The organism is Nocardia tengchongensis (assembly GCF_054781395.1).
The window spans coordinates 259,237-282,159 of sequence record NZ_BAAGUM010000005.1 but is presented as its reverse complement, the minus strand read 5'-3'; the positions used below and the strand labels follow the sequence as shown (position 1 = coordinate 282,159).

The 22,923-nt window shown below is 66.8% G+C and carries 20 protein-coding genes; 12 read left to right on the top strand and 8 right to left on the bottom strand.

The features are described 5' to 3' along the window. Nucleotides 1-23 precede the first annotated feature (23 nt). The 12 genes from ACYVKL_RS09860 (at nt 24) to ACYVKL_RS09805 (ending at nt 15,726) form a co-directional block, all read left to right on the top strand. Nucleotides 24-1,565 carry a hypothetical protein gene (locus ACYVKL_RS09860; RefSeq protein WP_379168542.1) on the top strand — a complete coding sequence of 514 codons (1,542 nt, stop codon included), beginning with the start codon at nt 24-26 and terminating at the stop codon, nt 1,563-1,565. A gap of 78 nt (nt 1,566-1,643) precedes the next feature. Next, nucleotides 1,644-1,964 carry a hypothetical protein gene (locus ACYVKL_RS09855; protein WP_379168540.1) on the top strand — a complete coding sequence of 107 codons (321 nt, stop codon included), beginning with the start codon at nt 1,644-1,646 and terminating at the stop codon, nt 1,962-1,964. Nucleotides 1,965-1,966: 2 nt separating this feature from the next. Next, on the top strand, nt 1,967-2,467 hold the full coding sequence (locus tag ACYVKL_RS09850; RefSeq protein ID WP_379168538.1) for a YbaB/EbfC family nucleoid-associated protein: 501 nt from the start codon (nt 1,967-1,969) through the stop codon (nt 2,465-2,467). Between the two features lie 302 nt (nt 2,468-2,769). Further along, nucleotides 2,770-4,815 carry a serine/threonine-protein kinase gene (locus ACYVKL_RS09845; RefSeq protein WP_460771787.1) on the top strand — a complete coding sequence of 682 codons (2,046 nt, stop codon included), beginning with the start codon at nt 2,770-2,772 and terminating at the stop codon, nt 4,813-4,815. A gap of 89 nt (nt 4,816-4,904) precedes the next feature. Then, nucleotides 4,905-6,422: a hypothetical protein gene (locus tag ACYVKL_RS09840; RefSeq protein ID WP_379168535.1), complete on the top strand. Its 1,518-nt coding sequence runs from the start codon at nt 4,905-4,907 to the stop codon at nt 6,420-6,422. Nucleotides 6,423-6,488: 66 nt separating this feature from the next. Next, nucleotides 6,489-7,583, top strand: coding sequence for a hypothetical protein (locus ACYVKL_RS09835; protein WP_379168533.1), 1,095 nt, complete (start codon nt 6,489-6,491; stop codon nt 7,581-7,583). A 110-nt stretch (nt 7,584-7,693) separates the two neighbouring features. Continuing rightward, nucleotides 7,694-7,942 carry a hypothetical protein gene (locus tag ACYVKL_RS09830; protein ID WP_379168532.1) on the top strand — a complete coding sequence of 83 codons (249 nt, stop codon included), beginning with the start codon at nt 7,694-7,696 and terminating at the stop codon, nt 7,940-7,942. A gap of 3 nt (nt 7,943-7,945) precedes the next feature. Next, entirely contained in the window at nt 7,946-8,464 is a 519-nt protein-coding gene (locus ACYVKL_RS09825) for a YbaB/EbfC family nucleoid-associated protein (RefSeq protein WP_379168530.1), read from the top strand. A gap of 83 nt (nt 8,465-8,547) precedes the next feature. Then, nucleotides 8,548-9,000, top strand: a complete 453-nt coding sequence (locus ACYVKL_RS09820) for a hypothetical protein (RefSeq protein WP_379168527.1) — start codon at nt 8,548-8,550, stop codon at nt 8,998-9,000. 156 nt (nt 9,001-9,156) lie between these two features. Then, complete coding sequence (locus ACYVKL_RS09815) at nt 9,157-14,631, top strand: WXG100-like domain-containing protein (RefSeq protein ID WP_460771669.1); 5,475 nt, start codon at nt 9,157-9,159, stop codon at nt 14,629-14,631. A gap of 35 nt (nt 14,632-14,666) precedes the next feature. Further along, nucleotides 14,667-15,359, top strand: a complete 693-nt coding sequence (locus ACYVKL_RS09810; protein WP_379168524.1) for a hypothetical protein — start codon at nt 14,667-14,669, stop codon at nt 15,357-15,359. A 79-nt stretch (nt 15,360-15,438) separates the two neighbouring features. After that, nucleotides 15,439-15,726: a hypothetical protein gene (locus ACYVKL_RS09805; protein WP_379168523.1), complete on the top strand. Its 288-nt coding sequence runs from the start codon at nt 15,439-15,441 to the stop codon at nt 15,724-15,726. An 8-nt stretch (nt 15,727-15,734) separates the two neighbouring features. Here the strand turns inward: ACYVKL_RS09805 and ACYVKL_RS09800 are convergent, their stop codons facing one another. From ACYVKL_RS09800 to ACYVKL_RS09765, 8 genes are all read right to left on the bottom strand, one after another. Beyond that, nucleotides 15,735-16,052: a PE family protein gene (locus ACYVKL_RS09800; protein WP_379168520.1), complete on the bottom strand. Its 318-nt coding sequence runs from the start codon at nt 16,050-16,052 to the stop codon at nt 15,735-15,737. A 50-nt stretch (nt 16,053-16,102) separates the two neighbouring features. Then, the gene (locus ACYVKL_RS09795; RefSeq protein WP_379168518.1) at nt 16,103-17,362 is read right to left on the bottom strand and encodes a hypothetical protein; all 1,260 of its coding nucleotides are present in this window, start codon (nt 17,360-17,362) and stop codon (nt 16,103-16,105) included. Beyond that, entirely contained in the window at nt 17,359-17,676 is a 318-nt protein-coding gene (locus ACYVKL_RS09790; RefSeq protein WP_379168517.1) for a type VII secretion target, read from the bottom strand. Before ACYVKL_RS09790 ends, ACYVKL_RS09795 begins: the two co-directional genes overlap by 4 nt. A 187-nt stretch (nt 17,677-17,863) precedes the next feature. Beyond that, entirely contained in the window at nt 17,864-18,202 is a 339-nt protein-coding gene (locus ACYVKL_RS09785; RefSeq protein ID WP_379168515.1) for a hypothetical protein, read from the bottom strand. Then, nucleotides 18,199-18,990, bottom strand: a complete 792-nt coding sequence (locus tag ACYVKL_RS09780) for an ESX secretion-associated protein EspG (protein WP_379168513.1) — start codon at nt 18,988-18,990, stop codon at nt 18,199-18,201. The genes ACYVKL_RS09785 and ACYVKL_RS09780 overlap by 4 nt, the downstream gene beginning before the upstream one ends. After that, the gene (locus ACYVKL_RS09775; RefSeq protein ID WP_379168511.1) at nt 18,990-20,837 is read right to left on the bottom strand and encodes a WXG100 family type VII secretion target; all 1,848 of its coding nucleotides are present in this window, start codon (nt 20,835-20,837) and stop codon (nt 18,990-18,992) included. The genes ACYVKL_RS09780 and ACYVKL_RS09775 overlap by 1 nt, the downstream gene beginning before the upstream one ends. A 78-nt stretch (nt 20,838-20,915) precedes the next feature. Then, the gene (locus ACYVKL_RS09770; RefSeq protein WP_379168510.1) at nt 20,916-22,481 is read right to left on the bottom strand and encodes a hypothetical protein; all 1,566 of its coding nucleotides are present in this window, start codon (nt 22,479-22,481) and stop codon (nt 20,916-20,918) included. 81 nt (nt 22,482-22,562) lie between these two features. Continuing rightward, complete coding sequence (locus ACYVKL_RS09765; RefSeq protein WP_379168508.1) at nt 22,563-22,844, bottom strand: hypothetical protein; 282 nt, start codon at nt 22,842-22,844, stop codon at nt 22,563-22,565. Nucleotides 22,845-22,923: the final 79 nt, after the last annotated feature.

Genomic DNA, 22,923 nt, shown 5'->3' with positions numbered 1-22,923 from the left:
GGTCGAGAAGGGGAGCTCGAGACGTGGACAGGCCACAGGCGGGGAATCCGGACGACGAATTCATGCAGTCGTTCATGGCCGGGTTCGCGCAGGCGAATCAGGAATCCGACATCGGGTTCAGCGTCGTGTCGCATCCGGGACCGGAATCTGTACCCGACGAAGGCCAGATCGTCGAGCAAGCGCGGGAATTGACCCACCGCATCGCACGTGAACTCGCGACCGCGGCACCGGAGGGCTGGGAGCGCGTCGACGCCACCTTCGCGTGGACCGTCACCGTCAAGGCCTGGAGCGTGGTGTACTCCGCCGGGGACCAGGCGTTTCGAGCCGAGCCGTCGGAGGCCGTCCTGCTGCTCGTGCAGGAACAGCGCGAGATCGCGGCCCGGATGAGCGAAGGCCCGTGGTGGCGGATGCGCATCAGCCTCAACAACGCGGGCCAGGTGCAGACCGACTACGACTACGGCGACGAGCCGTTCCCGGACGATCAGCTGTTTCCGGCCGAGGCGTATCTGGCGGATCTGCGCGAGTATCCCCGCAAACGACTACCCGTCTGGCTGGCCGCGTATGTGAGCCACGGCGATCGGCTGCTGCGCTCGCCGCGGGTCGCGGCCCAGCAGGCTCGATCAGACCGGGCCAAGGAGATCCGCGGGCAGACGACGACCGAGGTCTTCCCGCCGCTGCCGCTGACCTGGTCCAACTGGACCGCCCTCGCGGCGGTGTTCGTCGCCCTCGACGCCCCGCACGGTCCGCGCATACTGCCCGCGCTGGCTTGGTTCGAAAGCCCGAATCGCAGCGGAAGCACGCTCTACGTACTGCCAGGCGACCGGGCCGTCATCTCGGGCGGGGTGCTCAACGCACCGGAGCTCGATGCCGTCTACAACGACGGCGTTCCCTTGCCGAATCTGTATGCGGGCGCACCGGATTGGGTCACCGACGCCGTGCTGAATCCGCGTGCCGCCACCGGGCAGCTGACCTTCTGCTACTGGTGGGAGGACGGGCAGTGGTTCCGCGGCGAATCGCCCCTCGGCCCCGGGGTGGCCTCCGCGGTGCCCGGGATCTGGACGACCGGCTCGACTGTCGACACGATCCTGCAAGTGATGGACTCGGCCGGCAAAACGATCACTGACGCCACCAAATCTGCTGTCGCAAACCTGGTTTCGGCGGCCCAAGCCGGTGTGGTGACCTACGAAACGGTTGCCGCGGTCTTCGACCCCGCCGAACACGACGTGGATTCGGCGCTGAACCAGTTCACACTGGCGGGGCTGCGGACCTTCGTCACCGCGCCGCCGCTGAGCCGGATCGACGCCATCGAACAGGTCCGCCGATTCATCCTCGGTCGTGGTGTCGACACCAGTGGCTATCCCCTCGACCAGCTGACCGCCGAGCGAATCGACAACGGCTGGATGGTTTTCGTGCCCGCCCGGCCCGGCGAGATCATGATCGGCCGAGCGATCTACTACATGGCCGACGATGGCGTGATCGAGGCGTCGTCGTCCTCGGTGCCGCCGACTGTGTACATCGCGGGCTTCGCCCAGCGGTTCCATGAGCGGACGCGGCAACGCGGCTGACGCGTGAATCCCGATGGCGTCGCATGCGATGCCCAATTACTGTCGGCACCAGCATTGCACGGGGAGGAGTAGTTCCTGATGACGGACAAAGTAGAGGTCGATCCGGAGCTGATGCGGCAGGCGGCCACCAAGACCGACCATGTCAACACTCGTCTGCGCTCAGTGGTCGACACCCTCATGGCCACCCTCGGCGGCAAGGGCGAACCGTGGGGAAACGACTCCTACGGTGAGCAATTCGCCGGCGCTGAGGACGGTTCGGGCTACAAAGCGGCACGCAAGACGCTCAAAAGCCTATCCGACACCCTGGCCAAGAACGCCGGGGACAACTCCGACGGCCAGGCCAAGTCGGGTAAGCAGCTCGACGGCACTGATCAGAACAGCGCGAGCGCGTTCAAGTAGACATGGCGAACGAGAGCGCGAAGGCCGAACTGGCCTCCATGATCGACGAGTTCCAGCAGCAGATGCGGGTGCTCGGGGAGATACAGCAGAAGCGGTCGCAACTCATGGCCACCGGATACGCCCTGCAGAAGCAGGTCACCGTGGTCGTGAACGCGGACGGCACGGTCATCGAAACCCGGATCGACCCCGAACTCGAGGACCTGCCGCTCTACGAACTCGGCAAGGCCATCACCGACGCCGCGCAGGCCGCGGCCACCGAACTGAGCCGCAAGAGCGCCGAACTCATGAATCCGATCCAGGAACGACGCGGCCGCATGCCGAAGATGTCCGACCTCATCGAAGGCATGCCCAACCTCACCGAACGAATCCCCGAACCCATCCCGGCGTCCACCGCTCCCCCAAATTCCCCTGAGCGCCAACAGGACCAGCCTGCGATGACGTTCACCGACGTCGAAGAACTGGACGACATCACACCCGGACGGATTCGCGCGGAAGACTGGTGACGCGACTACTGTCTCTCCGCTACTCCTTGATCGGCGAGGTATGAGCGCCTCGAACGACGACCATCTGCAACTGTGTCGTGTCGATCGTTCACCTGAAGGGATGACCAGGCGTCGACGCGAGACGGAGAGGCTGCTCGGCCACCAATTCGCGCCCTTCCCGGCTTGAAATCGCCGCCTCTCGGGCAGCCGGCTGCGAGCCGCCAACCCACTAGCCTTCCGGTAACCGCTGGCCATGGGCGATGTGACCAGTTCGGGTACCATGTGCGGCGCGAACAGGCAGTACGACGGGGGATGTGACGCACGTGGATGAGGGGACACCGTTCGGGCATTACCGGCTACGCCGGTTGCTCGGTGAGGGCGGGATGGGGCAGGTGTACGAGGCGTTCGACACCCGCAGTGACCGCGTGGTCGCACTGAAGGTGTTGCCGCCGCACTCCGCTGCTGATCCTGAATTCCGGGAGCGGTTCCGGCGTGAATCACGCGCGGCGGCGGGGTTGAACGACCCTCACGTGATCCCGATCCACCAGTACGGTGAAATCGACGGGCGCATGTACTTGGACATGCGGCTGGTGCAGGGCCAAGGTGTGGATACTGTTCTCGTCCAGCGTGGTCCGATGCTACCGGCGATGGCGGTATCGATCGTGAGCCAGGTAGCGGCGGCGCTGAGTGCGGCGCATGCGAATGGGCTTGTGCACCGGGATGTGAAGCCCTCCAACATTTTGTTGTGCGCGAACGACTTCGTGTACCTCATCGACTTCGGCATCGCGCGTTCCGCTGCCGAAACAGGGTTGACCAGCACCGGTGCCGCTATCGGCACCTTCGCCTACATGTCCCCGGAACGTCTGGCCGGTGTAGCCGACATCCGATCGGATGTGTACGCGCTGGCGTGCGTCCTGCACGAATGCCTCACCGGCTCACAGCCTTTTCCCGGGGCGAGCCTCGAGCAACAGATCACCGCACACCTGACCAGTCCCCCGCCTCAGCCGAGCCTGGTCCGGCCGGACCTACCCGCGGCGTTCGACAAGGTCATCGCGCGGGGCATGGCCAAGGATCCTGCCCAGAGGTATCAGACAACCGCGGAGCTGGCGACCGCGGCCCGCGACGCTGTCGCCACGACTGTCGGCCCGGCCGAGACGACAAGCGGCGGTCGCCGTTCGGCCACCGTGCCCTCGCAATCGCGCAGTCCACTGCTTGCTCCGACAACAGTCCCGGCGCCGTTGCCGTCTACACCGGACCATGGCGACCGTGATCGTTGGTGGGAACCGGAAACCGTTGTCGTCGAATCTGTTCCGAACACACCACCGCGCCTCGCGGACGCAAGCGACGATGCCGGCCGCCCAGCCAAGAAGGCCAGGAGATCACGGCGCGAATTGGCCGCCTTCATCGTCGCCGTCTCCGTCGTCCTTACAGCACTGGGCATCTGGTTCGTGACAGCTCCGGAACAGCAGAGCGCTGTCACCACGCCGCAAGCAGCCGCCACCGTCGAGGCTGGAGTCTCCGTCGACCACATCGCGGTGGATCCGGTCTCCCACACCATCTATGTCGGTAGTCGAGATGCCAATTCGGTGCAAGCGATCGATATGGTGTCCCACGAACCGACCGCCACCATCGACGTCGCGCGTACCCAACTGTTCGGATTGGCACTGGATTCGGGTACTCACAGTCTCTTCGTCGTCGGAATCGGATCTGTATCGGTGATCGACACGGTGTCCCGCAGCATCACCGGCACCATCAGGGTTGGATACGCCGATTTGCGGGGAATCGCACTGGATCGGGAGACCCACACCCTGTACGCCTTGGAGGTGACCAGGGACAACTCTTTCATAGTGGTCATCGACACCACGACGCGAACGATCACGTCCAGATTCCAAATCCTGAATGGTTCGAGTGGTTTGGAGCTGGACACAAGCACCCACACCCTCTATTCGATCAACAAAGAAGACGGGACGGTGTCGATGATCGACACTGAATCCCATCAGGTCACCACAACCATTCAAGTCGGGAAGCGCCCGAAAGCGCTAGCGGTGGACCCCCTTACCCACACTGCCTACGTGGCCAACTCGGGCGACGGAACAGTCACGGTGATCGACAGCGTGTCCCGCTCGATCCGTGGCTCCATCAACCTCAGCCAAGCTCCGTTCTCGAGCGGGGGAATCGCACTGGACCGGGAAACCCATACGGTCTACGCGGCCTCCAGCGGAAATCTCTACGTGATCGACGGCTCTTCCCAGACAGTCACATCCACCATCGCTCATGCTGGTTCAGAGGAGGTGGTGGTAGACCAGACGACCCATACGGTCTATCTGGCCAACGGGAGCAGCAAGTCGGTGTCGGTCATCGAACGTTAGACAACGCCGACCGCCTGCCAATCTCTCGTTGGCGTCGGGAGAGCGGGGCAACTAGGGTCGCAGGATCACGTGGGGGGATGGGCAGGGCTATGACCTATACGCGGAATGACGTCGTCAGTGGTGGGGCCGGGGCTGGGGCGGGGCGGGTTACCGGGGTGTTGTTGATCGCGGCGGCGGTGTTGGTGTTCGCGATGTTCTGGCTGCCTGTGGCGAGCGTTCGGTTCGATAACCGTTCGTGGGAGACCTATGTCTGGAAAGAGCACGGAAGCCCTGCGTCGATTCCCGAGTATCTATCCGCTGTTCCGTACCTGCTCATTGTGCTCGTGGCGGGTGTGACGGGGATATTGCTGGTGAGGGGGATGGGCGGTCGGCGCGGTGTCCTGTTCTGGGGCGCGGCATTCGCGGGTGGAATGGTGCTGGCGATCTCGTCGGGCGACGTGATGGCCTATGCGCAGGCGTTCAAGGAGAACATCTCGCCGGCGTCGGGGTTTTGGGTGATCGCGGTGGCGATGCTGGTCGCGATCGCGGCTCTGGTGAGTGGGCTGCGCGACACCGTGGTCTCGAAACGCTTTGCAGCGCACGAGATGAACGCGGCAGCCGGTGGGGCGGCGGACCGGGCCACGGGTGTGTTCTTGATTGTCGCGGCGCTGGTCGAGCTGGCGGAATCGTTCAAGCCGGTGATGAGCGACAGTTCGGGCTTCAGGTCCATCTGGCGCATGAACTCGAACGGGTCGGCGCCGCTGCTTCTGGTGCAGTTCGTACTGATTCTGATCGTCGTGGTCGTCGTGGCGATCGCGCTGCTCGCGGGTGCGGGCGTGCGGAATCCGGCCGTGCGCGTGGCGGGTGCGGCCGCCGCCGCGCTCGTCTTCACGGGCGAATTCAACGGTCTGTGCGTCACCTTTGCCATGGTGGGGCACCAGTTCTCGCAGTACGTGGGTATCGGCCTCGTACTTCTGGTCATGGCGCTGTTGCTGTCCCTCGGCGCGACCGTTGCGGGGCTGATGGCGCAGTCGGCGCGACCACGGATCGCGGCCCAACCTCGGGCGGGCTTCGCACCGATGAACGCCACGCCCAACCCGTTCGCCTCCGCGCCCAACCCATTCGCGCCCGCTCCCGCGCCCAATCCCTTCACACCCGTTCCCACGGCGAATCCCTTCGCACCCGCTCCCCCGCCCAATCCCTTCGCACCGGCTCCGCCCGCTCCCGCGGTCGAGGCGACCGTCAAGATCGAGCCTGTTGTCACACCGCCGCGGATGGCGCGCGTGTATGACGGCAAGGATGCCGACGGGCGACCCGTCGCGGATCGTCCTGCGGTAGACGGGAATACGCGGATGGCTGTGCTGGCGTATTTGGAGTCGGCGCCGATCGTGTTGGCGGCGCGGAGTTTCGAGCAGGATGAGTTCGTGCCCGGCGATCGGGATGTGCCGTTGAACTTCCGGACCGATGGGGTGTGGGTGTGGGCGGGGGCGGTGCCGCACTATCTGCACAAGCATGGGTTGGCGCCGGAGCCGGAATTGGTGCAGCACATCGCGAATCGCGGGTATCGGGTCGGGGAGATCGGTGATGCGGCGCAGCGGGCGGCTATTCAGGTGATCACCGGAAGTTGAGTGGAGACCGAGGACAGTGTGAGTCAGGATAATTCGACTGTTGAATCGCCGGATGTTGGATTCCGGATGGCCGCGGCAGTCGTCGCGGCCGAATCGAGCACCACTGCGGACCAGGTGGTCGAGCAAGTGGCCGATGAGCTTCTCGCCCTGATCCCGGATGGGTTCGATCGGCTGGAAGCGGCGATCGCGATGACCGTCACGGACGAGACCGCGCAGGTCATCGTGTCCGACGGACAGCGGGCCGCGCAGGTGCCGCTGTCGAGGCGCGCGATCGAATTGCTGCGAAAGGCTCGGCAGCTGGCGGCGGCGTCGGCCGAAGGGCCCTGGTGGCGGTTCCTCGCCGCTGTCACCACGACCGGTCCGGCACGGATCGAATTCGACTACGGCACAGAGCCTTTTCCCGAACAGCAGCTGTTCCCACCCCAGGCGTACCTTGCCGACCTCCGGGAGTATCCGCGCGGGCGACTACCGGTGTGGCTGGCGGCGTATATCGGACACGGTGGTCGGCAGGGCCGGACACCGAGCGCGGCTGCGCAAGTGGATACCACCGGCGGGCAGCATGCGGTTCCGGAGGGACTGCCGCCGCTCCCGGTCCTGTGGGCACGGTGGGCAGTGGTCTCCGCGGCGTTCGTGGCTGTGAAATCCCCTCTCGGACCCCGAGTTACGAGCGCTCTCGGCTGGTTCGAGGGCAGCACTCGCAGCGGCTCGACGCTGCATCGGCTGCCGCACGGGAGGGCGGTCCTTTCCGGCGGGATATGGAACGCACCGGCGTTGGATGCCGTGTACAACGACGGCGCGCCGATGCCGCAGTTCTATCGGGGAGCGCCGGATTGGGTCGCCGATCCGGTCTTGAGTCCCAGGGCGGCAAACGGTTTGATGTCGTTCTGCTACTGGTGGGATGGCAACGCGTGGTACCGCGGTGAGTCCCCGGACGCGAACGTCGTGCAGGACGCGATTCCCGGCGTATGGAACGAAGATGCCGTCTACGACGCGCTGACGCAGGTACTCGGCGGCAATGCGTCGTCCTGGCTCACAGCGCTGATAGCCGCGGCCGAGACCGGCAGCGTGACGCGCGCACTCCTGTCCCGGTCCTTCGTGGGCGCCGACATCGATCTCGACAGCTCCTACTATCAACTGATCTTGGCAGGTGTCGCCGAGTAGACGCGTATATGATCGGAACCTGATGGCCGGATGAACATTGGGGGTTCGACATGACCAAGGTAGAGGTCGAGGTCGCCGGAATGCGTTCCGTAGCAGGTGGACTCGATGACGTGAACACCAAGGTCAGTGGCATTCTCAACGCGATCACCGCGGCCGCGGAGGCCCATGACGGCGTCTGGGGGCATGACGAATTCGGCGACAAGTTCGCCGATGGCGAGAGCGGCTACGACGCGCGCAAGCCCGCTCTGCTGACGGCCCTCGGGTCGAAGACGACGCTGCTGGCGCAATATTCGAAGGGCCTGCGCGACGCCGCGACCAAGTTCGAGAACATGGAAGAAGCCAACAAGAACGGCTTCTGATCCATGACGAACGAGGCCGCCAAAGCGCAGTTGGCCGACCTGGCCGAGATGGTGCAGAACAGTTTCGCCGCCCTCGCCCGCGCCCAGCGGGACCGCGCCCGGCTGACCGCGAGCGCACGTGCCGGCGGGCGACGGGTCACGGTCACCGTCAATGCCGATGGTGTCGTCATCAAGATCGAATTCTCCGATGACATCGACGAACTGACCTATTCCGAGATCGCCGCCGCCGTCACCTCGGCCGCCCAGGAAGCCGCCGTCGAGGTCAAGCAGAAGTCGCAGGAGATCCTGGCGGAGTTGCAGGCCGAGAAGGCCAAGATTCCGGCGCTGTCCGAGGTCTTCCCGCTCATGCCCGATATCCAGGCCATGATGCCCACTCCCCCTGAGGTTTCGATGGCGCCGCCGAATGCCGCCGAACGCCGGGCTCCCGACGCCGATGCCGGCCCGCGATTCGAGAATGTCGAGGAGTTCGAGCACGATCCCCAGGCCCGCGCACATTCGGATGCCGCGACACCCGGCTGGTGATCGACAGCGGGCGAATCATCGGGCGGCTCCCGCCGATGCGATGATGTGCCACGACCGCGCGGAAGATCCCGAAAGGAAGAACGATGCACTGGTTGAAAGAATCGCCATCCTTCTTCCGATTCCGCAACGGCACCATTCGCCTCGAGGAACCCGAGCACGGCACCGTGATCGGACAGCGATTGAACATCCGGACCGGCGCCTTCGAACCCGCGTCGCGGGAGGACATCGACGAGGTCCTGAAACCCGGTGCGGACCTGGACTTCTCGGAACTGAGCGAAGAGCGCTTCGTCCGAGAGACCGAAGAAGCGCGCAGCACGTACCTCCGCGGCGACGGCCCGATATTCGATATGTACCGCCAGGCGGACGCGATGTTCGACCGGGCCGAGCAGGAGCGGCGGCGACTCGCGCCGGAGGAGCGGGAGCGGATCGCCGACCTCTATCGCACGACTTTCCGGACCTGGGAAGAGGAATTCGCCCGGCGCACCGCGGGCGAGGCTCCGACCTTCCGCTATACCTGGGTGGGCGACGCCCGGTAGTCTCGCGAGAATTGGACCGGCATAAGCACTCTGGGTAGGGTGACACGGAGAATCTTCCAATCCGGTTGGGAGCCCGGACCTTACGATCAGCCGCGAAGTGGAGGCCGATGAGTGTCCGGATGGACCTGGGTTGGAGACCACCTACCGAACTGGCTGATGTCGGCCCTCAACTTCGGAATGTCTTATCCGAAGGGCGATCAGGATGCGCTGTTCGATCTGGGTGACGCCTGGAAGAAGGCCGCTGCCGACCTCGAAAAGCTCGAACCCGATCTGAGGTCCGTCACCGGCCGGCTGCCCCAGTTCTACGACAGCGACGGCGCGGCGAAAGTCAGCGCCGAGCTCGCGACCCTCTTCGACGGCAGTGACTACTCCGTCCAGAAGCTGGTCGAGTGCTTGAATCAGCTCGGCCACGATACGCGCGCCACCGCAACGGAAATCGAGTACGCCAAGATCCAGTCGGAGATCTTCGCGCTGCTCACGCTGTACACGGTGCTCCAGCTGAGCATCACCCTGTTCGGCGAGGTACTCGTCCCGGAAGTGCTGCTCACCGCCCGAGAGACCCTGCGCATCTTCGCCGAAAAAGTCATGGAGCGGATCGGACTGCTCCGCGCCCGAGCCGCCCTGGAGACCCTCGCCCAGCCGCTGCTGCGCGAAATCGCGGTGCCACTGGGCGAAAAGCTCGCCGCGCCGCTCGCCGAGAAGGTCGTCGCACCGCTCGCCGAGAAGCTCGCGACGAAGCCGCTGCTCAACACCGCCCTGCAGTACGGCGGCAAGTCCATCGTCGCGGGCCTCGGCGCCGGCGCGATGGGGGCCGGGCTCGACGCCGGTACGCAGTTCATCCAGATCCTGGAGGGCCACCGCGACGACGGTTTCAACCTGAAGCAGACCTTCCAGACCGGTCTCCAGTGGGGCGTCGGTGGCGCCGTCGGCGCGCCGTTCCACGCGAAAGTCGGGGATCTCCTGAGGGATACGCGGCTCCCCTCGCGACTGGGCGGCGCCATCGCTGGCGGCGTCGGCGGCGGAATAGGCGCCGTCGGCATGTACGGAACCGGACTCGCGACCCAGCTCTACGACAACGGCGGCGACTGGAGCAAGGTCGACAAGACGTTCCACACCGAGATGCTGATCGGCGGCCTGGCCATGGGCGTCGGCGGCGGGGCGAACCATGGAATAGACAGCCACGGCGCTCCCGGCGACACCGCAGTCCCGACCAGGACCGGTCCGGACGGCAGTGCCCCGCACACCCCCGAACCGGAGGTCCGCGCCCCCGCACCGGCGGTCCAGGTGGCGGGCGAACAGCCCGAACATGGTGCGCAGCACGATGTTCACCCCGCTGCGGCGTCCGAACAACCGGTCAGCCACGAACCGGCCGATGCCGGCACCGGGGAGCGAGCCGCGCCCGCTTCCGAAGCCCCGCGCAATGATCTCCAGACCACTGCATCGACTGCGGGCGACGGAGGTTCGCGGAACGGTGATGCGGGCGCGAAAGTCAATGATGCGGGCCCGAAAGCCGGCGACGCGGGGCCGAAAGCCGGCGATACCGGCACAAGGCCCAGCGATACGGGTACAAAGCTCGGCGATGTGGGCCCGAAGACCAGCGAGCCGGGCCCCAAGCTCAGCGAGACAACCTCCAAGCCGGCCGACGCGGCCGCACCGCGTGCCGGCACTCCCGCACCACAGGCCGGAGAGGGGCCGCGCGCGGCGACGGCTGCGACCGACCATCGCGGCAATGTCGTCTCGGGCGCCCAGGACAGAGCCGCACCGATGGGCCGTGCTCCCGAGGCCCGGCCCGTGGAAGCAGTATCTGACACCCAAACACGCGCAGCTCCAACGGAATCCAACGCAAAAACGGAGTCTCCGGCAGGGAAGCAGGCCGACCGCACCGGCCCCACGGGCAAGTCACCCGAGGCGGACCCATCGCGGAGGGATCCCGCGCCCGACGGGTCCCGGCCCGAGGATTCGATACCGGATCGCGCCGAGCACACGCCGAAAGAGCCTGAAGCCCAGCGGGGACCGCAAGAGAAGCCGGCGGCAGAGGTTCAGCGCGAGAACGAACACCGAGACAGCGGGCGCCCCGACAGCAACGGCGCGGCGCCGGAAACGCACGCGCCCACGGACTCCCCGGCACACGACATCGCGCCCGCTCTCGTCGTGACACCGATGCCGGGCGAGATGGGGAGCCATGAGGGCAAGGCGCATTCCCCCGACGCGGTGAAGTCCGATGCTCGTGACGGCTCGCGGGCCCGTGCCCACGACGACTCGAAACCCCTCGCCGCGCAGGATCCCCACACACCGGCGGACCCGTCCAAACCCGCTCCGACAGAAGGTGATTGGTCACCTCGACCAGACGATGAGTGGTCACAGCGGGACAGTGGCGAGGTCGCGAAGGAACTGGCGGACAAGTGGGGCCTCGAAGTGTCGGGGTTCGACCACCCGCGACTCGACCCGGAAGTAGCGCGCGAGTTCGCCCGCGCCATCGACGAGATGCTGACCCGCTACCCGGACGTGAAGCTGCGCAAGGTGTCGATCGACTCGATCGGCGACCCCGGCACCTACGCGGCCACCTTCGAAGGGCACAGCCCGTCGGGCCGCATGTACACCGACGAGGTGGTCCTGGACCGGGACTACGCGCTCGATCCCGAACGGATGGCCCGCGAGATCGCGGAAGACGAGGCGGACGGCCATCTGGTCCCCGGATCGGCCGACCGCCCGATCCACTCGACCCTGGTGCACGAGTTCGGGCATGTGCTCGCCATCGAGTCCCAAGAGCACGCGGAGGTGAACGCCTACAGGGCGTTGGCGGAGTATTTCGAGGCCACCCGCGGCGGGATGGACAAGGACGCGTTCCACGAGTGGCTGGATCAGCTCAGCGGCTACAGCTTCGACGAGCACGGCAGATTCGATGCCCCCGAGGCCGTGGCCGAGGCGTTCACCGATGTCGAGTATCACGGCGAAGGCGCCACCGAGCCCGCCCGGGTCCTGTACCACCATCTCCTCGACAGCGCCCGCGACCACGGCAGCACCCCGGACGGCTTCCGGCATCGCCCCGACGACGCGGTCCAGGATCCGCGCCCACGAAAGGGTAAGTCTGCCAGTTCATCCGAGCCGAATGGCGAGCGCGACGGTCCTGCCGCCGCTCCCCTACCGGAATCGCCCGAGACCGGCGGCCACTCCGCACCCGATGTCGAGAGCTGTCTGGAGGAGCCCCGAGTCTCGGCCGCATTGGATCGCGCGGACGAACTCGGTGTCACCACCTCGATAAACGGTGTCGACACACCGGTCAGCACCGTCATCCGCGATCTACTCCCACAGCATCCCGAGCTGGCCGAACTGCTCCGGAGCAACGAGCACCTGGAACACTCGCTGCTGGCACGCCCGAAAACGCTGGCGTCACTGCTCACCCACCCCGATGGTCTGCCCGTCCTGCACGATGCCGTCGAGGCGGTCGCGGAGCGCGGACCCGAAGCCGTGCTGGCGGATCCGGTCCACATCGAGCCGACACCGCTGACCCCGGCGGAACGTGCGATGTCGCACGAGATCCGGGACGCGGTCAGCGACGTGCCCGCATCGAGCCGCCGGCAGCCCGAATTCGACTACAGCAGAATCGAAGACCCGGAATACCAGCGCGAGTTCCTGCGGAAGCAGTACGACATCTGGCGGGCTTCGCAGGACGCGCTCAATGACGTCGTGCGGGACATCGCGCGAGAGACCGAGGGCACACCCGGTTGGCGCGCGGCCCCGAAGGACGAGACCCGGGCCTGGGACAAGATCAAGGGATACGACGGCGACGTCTCCCGATTGACCGATCTGGTCGGCGCGAAGATCGTCTTCGACCACGTCTCCGACGCCTACCGCGCGCTCGAGATGATCGAGAACGACCCCAGGGTCCGCATCGTCGAATTCGAGGACCGCTTCGACCGGCCCACGCCCTCCGGGTACCGCGACCTGCAGATGAAAGTCCAGCTGGAGAACGGCCACATCGCCGAACTGCGCCTGCATCTGAGCCACATCGACGCCGTCGCCGGCTACGAGCACGCGCTCTACGAGGTGCAACGCGACTTCAAGGCGCTGGCCAAGGATGAGAACCGGGCCATGCACCCGGAGGAGGCGGCGCTCAGCACCGAACTCAAACGCAATGTGAGCGGCCGATTCTGGGAGGCGACGCAGCAGGGGCTACCGGAAGAGCACACGCCGACGGGACAGGAACCTCCGGAAAGACGCCCCAGGGCGCGCCGCGGAATCCCCGACGAACCGACTCCAGACCCCGGGTCGATGCCCCCTGACGCTCCGCGGGAGCTGACACCCGAACTTCGCGGCAGCTTCGAGGAACTGCGCGGCCGGGCAGCGGAAATCGATCGTGCCGCCGCCGATCCCGCGCGAGCCGACGAACTGACGAACCTCCGTGAGCGGTTCGCCGAACAATTCGACGGTCTCGGTCTGCGCGACTCCGAGAACCGCGGCGCCATGTGGCAGCTGTTCGATCAACACGACCCGGCACTGTCGAAATACCTCGCGGACTATTCGCGTGACTTCCTGCCTCTCGCCGCGGAAGCCGAACCCGGCCCCGTGCAGCCGAAGGATCAATTCGAACAGGTCCGCGCGCACATCAACGACATCTTCGCGGCCGCCAACGATCCCGCCCGAGCTCCCGAATTGCCGGAACTACGTGCCAAATTCGGTGAACTCGTCGACAACATCGGCCTGAGAGACCAGGAGAACTGGGGTCCAGCGTGGCAGTCGTTCAAGGAGCACGACGCGGCGCTCGCCCAGTATGTGGAGCAGAACCACGAGCATCTGCTGCCCCGCCCGGAGGATGTCGCCGGACCCGGCGAGAACCCACCGGCGCCCGAGCCGATCAAGCCGCTCGCGGGATACCAAGGGAACTTCCACCAGGACGCCCAGGACATTGTGAGCGCGCTCGAAAGCGCAGGGCGTCCCGACCTGGCACAGAAGTTCACGGATCTGGTGAACCGCGAAGTCGACGGCGGCAATGTGGGAGGGCTCGAGGACTGGATGGGAGAGACCGCCCCGCGAGCCCGAGCGAGCGACACGGACCAGGTTCTCGACAAGGCCGCCGAGCTCACCGAACTCGACCGCTTGTCCCGCGAGGCCGAAAACGACCCGGAGCTGAGAGTACGGTTCAATCCCGGTGTAGCCGGTGACAAGTCGTTCGACATCCTCGTCGAACGCACCACGAGCGATGGGTCCACGACGGTCGAGCGACGTGTCGAGATCGAACGCATGAAGCAGCTGCCCGAGCAGTCATCGAGCTTGCACGGCGCCGCACTGCACGGCGCGGACAAGGCCGTAGCGCCGGTGCCGAACCGGACACCGTCCGCCGAGACAACGGTGGTCATGCCCGCGAACCCACCGGAAGGACGCGTTCAGCCGCTGGGCGGCGGCAACGAACGGCGGTTCGGCGCGAACGGCTGGGACTATGAAATCGTCGACCCGAACGGCAACGTCCGCAAGACCGGCAACCTCCTCGACGAGCTGGCCAAGAGTTTCAACGTCAACAAGAAGTTGCACCCGAACATGCCGAACCTCGATGCCGTCACCTTCGTAGACGAGAATGGCAACCTCCTGGGGCAGATCGTCCGAGGCGGTGACGGATGGAGAAAGGTTCAGTGATCGGTTTCAGCGAGTATCGGCCGCATGGCGAGAGTTTGACCTTCACACGCGGCTTTCCCGCGGACGTCGAGAGCTCCGAGGTGTTGTTCGCGGATGCGCTGCGAGTGCGTGACCATCTGGCGAATGTCGTGCGCCCCACGGGCTTCGATCTCTGGTTCACCTGCGCGATCGACGACACCTACATCAATGTGGACGACCCGCAGCCATCCGATCAGTACTGGGAAGTCCTGCGGGCGGATACGACCGTGCCGCAGGGCGACGGCCCGCATCCGGCTGTCGTCACCCGGTTTCCGGTACTCACCGATGCGGCCTTGACCGGCACCTACCGGCAGGCGCTGAATACGATCACTTGCCCGCCAGGGTATTTCGTGATGTTCGAGAGTATCGCCCCGCTGGGTACGGCGACCCGCTTCCTGCGGACCGACGAATCGCCGAACCCGGACAACCTCCCGGTCACGTTGTGGGACGACACCCTGAACCTCCCCGTGACCACCGAGGCGGACGGAACCACCTGGCTCGGCCCGCTCCCCGACGCCGCCCCCTACCTGCCGCCGGTCACCTTCAGGATCTGGTTCGACAGCATCCTGGTGCTCACGCTCGATGTGAACTGGGGACGGTGGCTCGAAGCGGGGAGCGCGGAGCACGCGCTGCTACAGGCGGCGCTGGACGCACTGCTCGCCGACGACTGGCAGTTGTCCTCCGGCGATCCCCGGCACTTCAAGCTCTGAAAGCCCGGGCGACTCGAGCCGCGGGGACAACGACCGGCCCGATACGATGGCCCGGACGCCGAAGCAGAAGGAGACGGACGTGCGACATGGCCGTCCCAGCCAGGAACAACTGCAGCTGAACTTCGAGAACATGCTGGCCCGCGCCCTGGCGGGACAGGGGCTGCGCAGCTCGACCGGGCTCGACGAGGAGACCCGGACCGCACTCCGAGCCATCGCCCGCGCGCACCCGAATGCCACCGATGATCTCGTCGAGACCGCGCGCCAAGCCTTCGCCGGCCAACTGGACGGCAGCAACGCCGCCCGGTGGCATGCGCAGGCGGACCAGATGCTGAGCGAGATGGAATCTCGCTCACGCGAATCGGACTGATCCCCCGATCAGAGGTTGGTGAAGTCGGTCGAGTTGTCGGTCTCGACCTGACCGAAGGCCGCCACCTGGTTGCGCACCACCGCGGCCAGCTTGCGCAATTCGTCCACACCGCCACCGGTCTCGGTCACGAAGGACGCACCGACCGCGGTCAGCGTGTCGGCGGCGGCCAGCGAGACCTCGTCGGAACCCGCGGCGGGCACGGTCAACGCCTGCGCGTCCGCCCCCAGCGCGGTCTCCAGGCGATCCGCCATGGCTTCCAGGCCGGCGGCGGCGGCCAGCACCGCGTCCGCGTCGAAACGCACACCGCCCAAGTTGAATTCGCTCATCATCCCTCCCTTTCCGCGCGAATCCTACCGCGCCGCAGCGACGGACACGATCACGGCGCCGGGCGCGGGCCGTTGGTGCCGACCGCGCCGACCACCGGCACACCGGTGTAGCCCAGTTCGCCCACCACTTCGTCGCCGTGCTCGGCGGTGACCAGATTGGTGCGCACTTCCTCGTCGGCGTCACCGGCGTGCGCGCCCGCACCGGCGGCGCCCATCGGCGGGGGCACCATGCCGCCACCCATGCCGCTCGCGCCGGTGGCGGGCAGCGGTGTGGGCACCGGGGTCGGTGGCGCGGTGGTCGCGCTCATGGTGCGGGGGTTGGACAGCTGGCTGAGCGGGGCCGGCGCCGTGGGCAGGCCACCCATCGGGGCGAGCCCGCCGCCGCCACCGCCGCCGAGCGCGGCCGAATCCTCGAGCGTGGCAACCGGTTCGGCGACCGGGGTGGCCTGGATCTCCGACTTCTGGCTGATCGACTGAAGCTGCTGCAACTGCTGCACGCCGCTGCTCGCCGCACTGCTCAGCGGCGAGATCATGCCCAGCAGCTGCGACACCTGCGACATCGCGTCGACGCCCTTCGGGGCCTCGGTCACCTTCACCTTGTGTCCGGCCGTGGTCATGTTCGCGCTGTGCACGGTCATCTCGGTGCGAGTCTTGGCGACCACCGCGGTCGCCTCCGACGCCGTCTCGGTGGCCAGCGCCAGCAGGAACGCCTGCCCGGGCGGGGTGCCGATGAACGGGGCCGCCGCCGTGACACCGGTGACGAACTTGGTGATGATCGCCGACATCATGGCCCCGCCGACCGCCACCGACGACGCCGCGCCGGCCATCACGGTCTTCTGGTGCCCGTTCTGGGCCTCCAACTCCAAGGCGTTGCCCTGGGCGGCGGTGCCCTTCTCGGCGGCGCCGGTCGCGCCGGCGCCCTGCCACGAATTCGAATTCGCCAGCGACATCACCGACTGGGCGATCGACATGACCTGCTGCAACGCGGTCGAGACGCCCGACAGCATCTGGGAGGCGTCCAGCCCCTGACCCAATTGCCCGGTGCCGAACGCCGATGCCAGATCGGTGAGCGGCTTGGTGAGGGCGGTCAGATCCAGGGTGGGCAGCGGCGGCATGTCCGGCAGCGGGGGAATCGCCGGGAGCTGCGGGAGGGCGGGCAGACCCAGGGTTTGGAGGACCTCGGCCACCGGGCTGTCCAGCAGCGGCGCGAAAGCGGTGTCGCGCAAGGCATCCGCCACCGACTGGCCGGTGGCCGCGGTGGGCAGGGCCTGCGCGGACCCCATGGAGCCCTCGTCGAAGGGCGTGCTCACAGGTCCCGCGACAGCGAGAGGAAGTCGACCCCGGCGGCATCGTCGGTGGCCTGGTATGACGCCGCGGCCTCGTAGGCGGTGACGGCGGTGCCCGCGTGCACGGCGGCCAGCTCCGCCACCGACGACAGGTGATTGCCTTGCGCGCCCGCGTAACTCAGCAGGAAGTCCTGGCCGATCAGGCCGAACACCGGCACCAAAGCCGTGACCGTGGCGACCTGGTCGACCGCGGCGGCGCTCGCGACGACGGTGGCCATGGCGGCCGACGCTTCTCCGTAGGCACGGATCGCGTCCGGTGTGGCAACGAGATGGCTCATGAAACCCCCATCAGGAAGATCATTTCGAATAGAACTATACAGAGCGGGGATTCGCCCGGCATAGCGAAGAGTTCACGAACTGGTGAACCACCCGGTGAACACAGAGTATTCCGCAGGTTATCGGCGGTCCATCGGATCAGGTTGTCACACTGTATATTTCATCCGGCTCAGGATAATTCATCGGACTTCAGATCGGGCGCAACCAGCTGTCGGGCTCGCTTTCGTACTCCTGCTCCTCGACGTATTCCTGCCGGGTCACCTCCTCGGTGGTCGGCAGATCGGTCAGCGCCAGCAGTTCCGGGGCCAGCCCGGCCGCCTGCAACTGGGCTCGGCGCTCGATACCGGCGCGGGCCGCGGATTGCCGGCACAGGCGCAGGATCTCGGCCGCCAGCAGTTCCGGATCCTCCCGCAGGCGATCACGTTCCACCGAAATCGCCCGGGGCAGGCCCTGTTCGGTAGTGGTGACCACAATCGCGCCGGTGCGCGAGGACAGCGTGAACTCGGTCGGGAAATCGGATCCGGTCACTGGTTTACCTCCCATTCGTCGGCCACGGCCAGCAGCACCTCGGCGATCAGCGTGTCCACGGCGGCGACCAGGCGACGGCGATCGGCGGGCACCGCCACCGGCGGCAGATCGGCGGTGATCAGGTAGCGGCCGTCGGCCTCCAGGTCACGCCACTCCAGGTGATGACGGGTGATGCCGCGCGGGCCGAAACGCGAACGGCCCTGCACCACATCGATGACGCCCTGGGCAGACGCCAGGGCGGCCCGGAAATCCGCGGCGCGGTCCACGACACCGCCCTCCAGCGTTTCGTGCGCCGGGGACAGGCCGAAGCCGTAGTCGGTCGTCGCCGCGTCCTCCGACTCGGCCAGCACCACCTCGCGACCGTGCCCGGCCTCGACGTCGGGCAGCAGGCGCAACACCTGCTCGGCCAACTCCGAGGCCCAGAACTCGGTGATCGTGAATCCCGCTACGTGCGTGGCTGTTTCGCCGGGCTGCTGCACCAGCAGATACCCGGCGTCACCGGAACGCACCCCGACGGCGCGAATACCCGACCCGCGCGACCGGCGATCGCGGCCGTCCCAGCCGCGCAACTCGACCTTGACATCGGGGGCGCGCAGCGCGCGCAGCACCTCCGCCAGCTCCGGATCGCGATCGCGCAGGCCGTCGCGGGCACGAGTCCTGCTGTCCTGGAACGCGCTCCACAGCGGCGCGCGGCTGGTGAAGAACAGCGGCTCGGGCAACAGCTCCTCGCCGAGTTCCTCCCACAACACCAGGAACTCGACATCGGTGAACGACCACGACCGCAGCATCAGCCCTCGACCACCGGCTTGGCCACGATCGGCGCGGTGCCCATGGCCGCATCCAGATGCTCACTGGAATCCAGGAACTCGGGCCGCTTGTGCTCCTTGCCGCCGGCGCCACCGTGCCCGCCCGCGCCATGACCCATCTGGCCCATACCGCCACCGCCCATGCCACCCGCGGCGGTGGGACCGGCCGCGATGCCCGCGCGAGCCACACCGCTCGCACTGGCCTCCAGCGACTCCACCGCGGCACGCGGGAACAAGCGCGACAGCTCGGCCGGCTTGGTGGGACCGCCCCCACCACCGCCGCCACCGCCCCCGCCGCCACCGAGGCCCTTCTTCAGGTCCTCGAGGTTGGGCATGCCGGCCAGCGGCGAATCCTTCAGCTTGTCCTTCAGCTCCTGCTGCTGCTTCTTCTGCTGGTCGGTGGACTGCAGGCTCGTCAGGCCCTGCATACCCTGCTGGAGCGCGCTCGACAGCTGTGACATGCCCTGACTGGACTGGCCGGTGTTCGAATTCGGGTTGGTGCCGGACGGATTCCCCTGGGGATTGGTTCCGTTGGGGTTGGTGCCGTTCGGGTTCGTCCCATTCGGGTTGGTGCCGTTGGGATTCACGCCGTTCGGGTTGGTCCCGTTGGGATTCGTCCCGTTCGGATTGGTGCCGTTCGGGTTCGTGCCGTTGGGATTCGTCCCGTTGGGGTTGGCGCCATTCGGGTTGGTCTTGTTGTTCGGCATGTTGCCGAAATTCGGCATACTGGCGTCGCCGAGGCGGTTCTTCACGCTGCCGTTGTTCTGACCGCCACCGCCACCGAGATCCGAACGCCGGCTGGGAGCATCCAGGCTGGGCTTCGCGACCGTCGCGTCGGACAGCTTCGGGACCGCCTGACTCGCCCCGATCAAGCCCGGCACGTACCAGTGCTGGAAGGCCAGCTGGGCGGCCTTGATCATGTTCTCCATGCGCTGGTAGTGGTCGTAGTCGAAGTCGGTCGGCTTGTTGCGCGGCATCATGACTTTGGTGTTCTCCAGCCAGCCCGACACGTAGGTCAGATTCGATGCCATCGCACGCAGGTCGTCGGTGAGCTCGCTCGCCTGATCCTTGAAGGCGTTGGCGGCGTCGATGGCGCCCTGCGCGCCCGCACCGGTCCACTCCTTGTCGTTCACCATCTTGACGAGCTGCTTGTTCAGTGCGCCGAAGCTCTTGTCGATCTTCTCGGCGACCTTCTTCCAGGTGGCACCGAAATCGGCCACCAGCTGCGGGTTCATGCCTTCACCCGCCAGGTAGAACCACTCGAGACTGTCGTGGCCGAACGGGTTCTCCGGATCGATCGCGTCGTAATGCCCGGCCTCGTGGGCGATGTCGTACAGCGCCGGATGGCCCTTCTTGTCCTGGTCGAGGCGTGGCGTGGAATCCCCGGGCAGATCGGGGATCGTGCCGCGCTGCATGGCGGGCTTCGCCGGGTCGGTGTCCGCGCTGTCGGCGTCGTGCTTGAGCCGATTGAACTTGGCCGCGGCGTCTTCCTCGTGGGCATCGTAGGTCTTGTCGGCCTGAATCATGGTGTCGGCCATGGCATTCACGAGCTCGATGTAGTGATCCAGGATCCCGCCCAGCCTGCCGCCCTGGTCATTGAAACGGACCTTCAACATCAGGATCTGTTCCAGGTGATTGTTGTCGCTGAAACCCTTGTGCTGGGTGAGAAGCTCCTGGTAGCTCTTGGCGAAGATCAGCGCGTTCGCCGCGATCGCAGCCAGTTTCGCGCCCTCGAGCGCCGCCCCGCGGCTCAGCTGGAGTGTGTCCGCCTGGGCCTGCGGAACGAGCCCCGGCCAAGGATTGTTCGTGTTGTTGCGTTCATTGCCCACGTCTCACTCCCAACTCGCGCGACATCCCGACGATAAGGCCCGAACCCATCGATACTCCACTCGCCGGCCGCGATCCCACTACGAATGCCGTTGGCGGAAACGCTGTTCGAACCCCGGCAGGTAGACCGACGGCGGGGTGCTGGAGGTGGCCGCCTCCACCACGCCGTCATCGGCGACGTAGAAGAGCGCGCGATCCAGCACGACCTCCTGCGGCTCCACCGGAACGTACACCAGCCAGCCGACTGTAAGCCGGTCCGCGCGTAGCTGATCCGGCGGAAAGGCGGCGGCGTCGATGCCCTCGGTGGCGAGGTGATGGCGCACGATCTCCAAGGCCTCGGACTGCGGAATCGGCTCCGGACCCCGCCTTGCCACGCCCGCCAACGCCAACTGATAGTGCACGGCGTCCAGATCAGCGGCGTCGCCGAAGACTTCGTACAGCTGGGCGTGCGTGACATCGCGGCGCTGCGCGGCATCGACGAAACTCGTGACAGCCGAACGCAGTTCCTCCGAGGGGTGCTCGGTGAGCAGGTCGAAGATCACGTCGGCGACGGTGGCGGCGGTCCAGATGCCGGGCACCGCGACCGCCACATCGGCGGCCGACGGGGACTCGCCGCGGTACCAGCGGCCGCGCTCCCACCAGTAGCAGAAGCTGAGCAGGCCGCCGCCCGCACGGGTGTTCAGCACCGGGTTCGCCACCCATTCGGGGGCGCCCGCGTACAGGCGGGGCAGCGGGGTCTTGCCGTTGTAGGCCACGTCCAGCTCCGGGGCGTTCCAGACGCCGCCGGACAGCACGGCGCGGCCGCCGGGCAGCTCGTACAGGGAGGAACCGGAGCGGCGGGAACCCTCGAACCAGCCGAAGGACGGCAGCACGCGCGGGCCCCACTCCGAGCCGACCGCCACGAACGCGGCGGCGATGGCGGCCCAGCGCGACCACAACAGCGGGAAGTCCGGGAAGTCGTCCTCGGAAACCACCGGGAGATAACCGGATTCGCGATCCGCCCGAGCCTGTGTCGCCGCCTGACGCGGGGTGCGCGACTGGCGGTTGTCGTGGCCGACGTACGCCGCCAGCCAGACCGGGAGGGAGTCCCGGGGGAAGGCGTCGAGATCGGCGAGGTACTCCTGGGGGGAGAACAGCTGATCATCGGGGAAGGGGTCGTCGCCGTAATCGTGGTCGACGCTGAGCGCGCCCTCGGAGGTGAGGACCAATTCCAGTCGCCACCACGGGTCACCGAGTTCGGCGGAGAGGCGGCGGTGGGTGGTTACCAGGCTCATGATCGTGTCGGTCGAGGCCACCAGGGCTTGGCGCTGGTCGTGGTCGGAGTAGAGGATGCGCGAACGCTGGCCGGACGCGGCCAGCGCGAAAGCGGCCCGCACCCGGGTCCAGCCCTCCGGCGCCAGCTCCTGCAGTTCGGCGGCTATGCGGTGGGCGAGGCGGCGCGCGCGCTCGGGGACGTCGAGTTCCTCGACGGACAGGCTGAAGCCGACGTCGGGGCTGGATTCCGCTGGTGTGTCCGGGGTTTCGTGCGGGGTGGTGTCCTCGCCCAAAACCGCGGAAAGCGGGTGGATCTCCGGGCCGTCGTATTCGGCGGCCTTGTCGGTGGAGAAATCGGGCGCGGCTGCGCCGGAATCGGGTGCAGCGGTCACCGATTCGGACTGCTGCACGGAATCTGTTGTTCCAGAACGGTTTTCACTGAACTCGCGAGAAGCGGTCACGCGGAATCGTCGCTAACTGTCCGAGGCCGGCTTGCGCTCGGCGAACCTGCGCTCCAGCTCCGCGCGCCAGCGGGCGGCATTGCTGCCGTCGAGCTGACCGGCGAAGGAATCGCGGGCGGCGGTCACCAGGTCGTCCGACACGTCCGGGTACGCCTTGGCGATCGCCCACAGGGCATCCTCGGTCGGCGAATCCAGACCGGACGCGGTGCGCACGCCGCGGCCCTCCAGCACATCGGCCAGGATCGCGTCGAAGTTCCGCCGCAGTTGTTCTTCGCTCGGGCGCTCACCGCGCACGTCGAACCTCCTCATCCGTTCCGAAAACCAAATGTCAGCATCACATATCGCGGGCAACCGTGCGGTTGCCGTAACCGTA

Coding starts and splice junctions, on each gene's coding strand:
- ACYVKL_RS09840 (WP_379168535.1), top strand. CDS start 4,905: ATGACCTATACGCGGAATGACGTCGTCAGTGGTGGGGCCGGGGCTGGG.
- ACYVKL_RS09790 (WP_379168517.1), bottom strand. CDS start 17,676: ATGAGCCATCTCGTTGCCACACCGGACGCGATCCGTGCCTACGGAGAA.
- ACYVKL_RS09815 (WP_460771669.1), top strand. CDS start 9,157: ATGTCGGCCCTCAACTTCGGAATGTCTTATCCGAAGGGCGATCAGGAT.
- ACYVKL_RS09820 (WP_379168527.1), top strand. CDS start 8,548: ATGCACTGGTTGAAAGAATCGCCATCCTTCTTCCGATTCCGCAACGGC.
- ACYVKL_RS09780 (WP_379168513.1), bottom strand. CDS start 18,990: ATGCTGCGGTCGTGGTCGTTCACCGATGTCGAGTTCCTGGTGTTGTGG.
- ACYVKL_RS09855 (WP_379168540.1), top strand. CDS start 1,644: ATGACGGACAAAGTAGAGGTCGATCCGGAGCTGATGCGGCAGGCGGCC.
- ACYVKL_RS09800 (WP_379168520.1), bottom strand. CDS start 16,052: ATGAGCGAATTCAACTTGGGCGGTGTGCGTTTCGACGCGGACGCGGTG.
- ACYVKL_RS09825 (WP_379168530.1), top strand. CDS start 7,946: ATGACGAACGAGGCCGCCAAAGCGCAGTTGGCCGACCTGGCCGAGATG.
- ACYVKL_RS09850 (WP_379168538.1), top strand. CDS start 1,967: ATGGCGAACGAGAGCGCGAAGGCCGAACTGGCCTCCATGATCGACGAG.
- ACYVKL_RS09835 (WP_379168533.1), top strand. CDS start 6,489: ATGGCCGCGGCAGTCGTCGCGGCCGAATCGAGCACCACTGCGGACCAG.